The sequence below is a fragment of the Saccharomonospora saliphila YIM 90502 genome (genome assembly GCF_000383795.1).
Classification (GTDB): Bacteria; Actinomycetota; Actinomycetes; order Mycobacteriales; family Pseudonocardiaceae; genus Saccharomonospora; species Saccharomonospora saliphila.
In genome coordinates, this window is record NZ_KB912679.1 from 1 (window position 1) to 2,050 (window position 2,050).

Consider the following 2,050-nt stretch of genomic DNA (forward strand, 5'->3'; position numbering starts at 1 on the left):
GGCGCGTCGACCTCACGGGCGGCGAGCACGCCCGCGGCGCCGTCGCCGACCGCCGAGGCGGCGAAGTCGTGCCCGTCGACCCGCTCCCCCGGCAATGCGACGAAGAGCCCGCCGCCTGCCACCGCCCGTGAGTCGAACTCGACCGTGCCGGTCACGCGTTCCCGCCCGTCGGTGCGGTGCAGTCGTCCGCCGACCACCCGGGCGATGTCGGCGAGGGTCAACTCGATCATGCGCTCTCCTCGAGCCGGTGTCGGATCGCGGCCTGGAGTTCGTCGACGTCCGAGAACGGGTGGACCACACCGGCGACCTCCTGGCCGCTCTCGTGTCCCTTACCCGCCACGAGCACCACATCCCCGGGACCGGCCCGCTCGACCGCCGCGGTGATGGCCGCGCGCCGGTCGCCGATCTCGACGACCTCCCCGCCCTGAGCGGGCCCGACCGCGCGCGCCCCGGCGAGCATGGCCTCCCGGATGGCCGCAGGGTCCTCGCTGCGCGGGTTGTCGTCGGTGACGATCAGCAGGTCACTGCCGCGCGCGGCCGCCTCCCCCATCATCGGCCGCTTGGCGGTGTCGCGGTCGCCGCCACAACCGAGGACGGTGATGATGTGTCCCTCGGTGCGGGCGCGCAGGGCCTGCAACGCCTGGGTGACGGCAGCGGGCTTGTGGGCGTAGTCCACCACGGCGGTGAACGACTGCCCGAGGTAGACGCGCTCCATCCGGCCCGGCACCTCCACCGTGGCCAGCCCGGTGACGATGTCCGGAAGCGCCACGCCCACCGTGTCGAGCACGGCCGCGGCCAGGGTCGCGTTGGCGACGTTGAACTCGCCCGGCAGCGGCAGGGTGGTCTTGGCGCTGCGGCCGTCCGGCGCGTGCAGCACGAACTGCTGCTCGCCCGTCGGAGTGAGCGCGACGTCAGTGGCGAGCCAGCTCGCGTCGGTACCCGGCCCGGTGGCGACCGTGACCGTCCTCGGAGTGACGAGCGCCTGGCCCCAGGCGGTGTCGACCACCACGACCTCGTGCGTGGACCGGCCGTCGAACAGCAGCGACTTCGCCGCGAAGTACTCCTCCATGTCGCGGTGGAAGTCGAGGTGATCCTGCGAGAGGTTGGTGAACGCGCCCACGGTGAACCGGGTCCCGTTCACCCGGCCGAGGGCGAGGGCGTGGCTGGAGACCTCCATCGCCACGTGCGTGACGCCCTGCTCGACCATGACGGCGAACAACGCCTGCAGGTCCGGCGCCTCCGGCGTGGTGAAGGCGCTGGTGAGCCGTTCCGAACCGATCCGGGTCTCGACGGTGCCGACCAGTCCGGTGTGGTGCCCGGCCGCGCGCAACCCCGACTCGATCAAGTAGGCGGTGGTCGTCTTGCCCGAGGTGCCGGTGACCCCGAGCACGGACAGCTCCAGCGACGGTTCGCCGTAGATCCAGGCGGCCACCGCGCCCAGCACGTCACGGGGGTCGTCGTGGACCAGCACCGGGACTCCAGCATCCCGTACGGCGGGCCTGCTCGCCCCGTCGGCGTCGGTGAGCACCGCGACCGCGCCCGCGGCGACGGCCTCGGCGGCGAAGTCCGCGCCGTGCGCTCGGGCCCCGGGCAGTCCGGCGAACAGATCACCGGGCAGGACCTGCTGCGCGCGCAGGCTGGCCCCGGTGACGACGACGTCCTCGGCCGAGGGAACGGCGGCCGGGTCGGCCACGAGACGGGCGTCGGCCCGCGCGACCAACGTCGTCAACGGAACGGGTTCGATCCGGTTCGGGCGCGGTGGCGCGACGGCGACTCCCGAGTCCTTCGGAACGCGGGCACCCCGCGCGGCGGCCTCGTCGTTGTTCACAGACACGCGGGAAGGTTACCGGCGGGGTGGCCGCGCCGCTGAGCCGGTGCACGACGGTGGGTCCGTCGCCCGCGCACCGTTCACCCGCCGTGCCCGCCGCGCACACCGACCAGCACTCGCCCGCCGCCTCGTCGAAGGCGCTGCTGGTCGTGCAGGTCGTGGTCGCGGTGGTGCTGTTGATCGCGGGGCAACGCCCCGGCAGCATGCTGACCTTCGTGGCCT

The 2,050-nt window shown here is 73.6% G+C and carries 2 protein-coding genes; both read right to left on the reverse strand.

What is annotated here, in order from left to right:
• The coding region (locus SACSA_RS22860; protein WP_048876771.1) for a Mur ligase domain-containing protein at positions 1 to 230 on the reverse strand (230 nt) is incomplete at its 3' end.
• Positions 227 to 1,828, reverse strand: coding sequence for a UDP-N-acetylmuramoyl-L-alanyl-D-glutamate--2,6-diaminopimelate ligase (locus SACSA_RS0113385; RefSeq protein WP_019816427.1), 1,602 nt, complete (start codon positions 1,826 to 1,828; stop codon positions 227 to 229). The genes SACSA_RS0113385 and SACSA_RS22860, both read right to left, overlap by 4 nt.
• Positions 1,829 to 2,050: the final 222 nt, after the last annotated feature.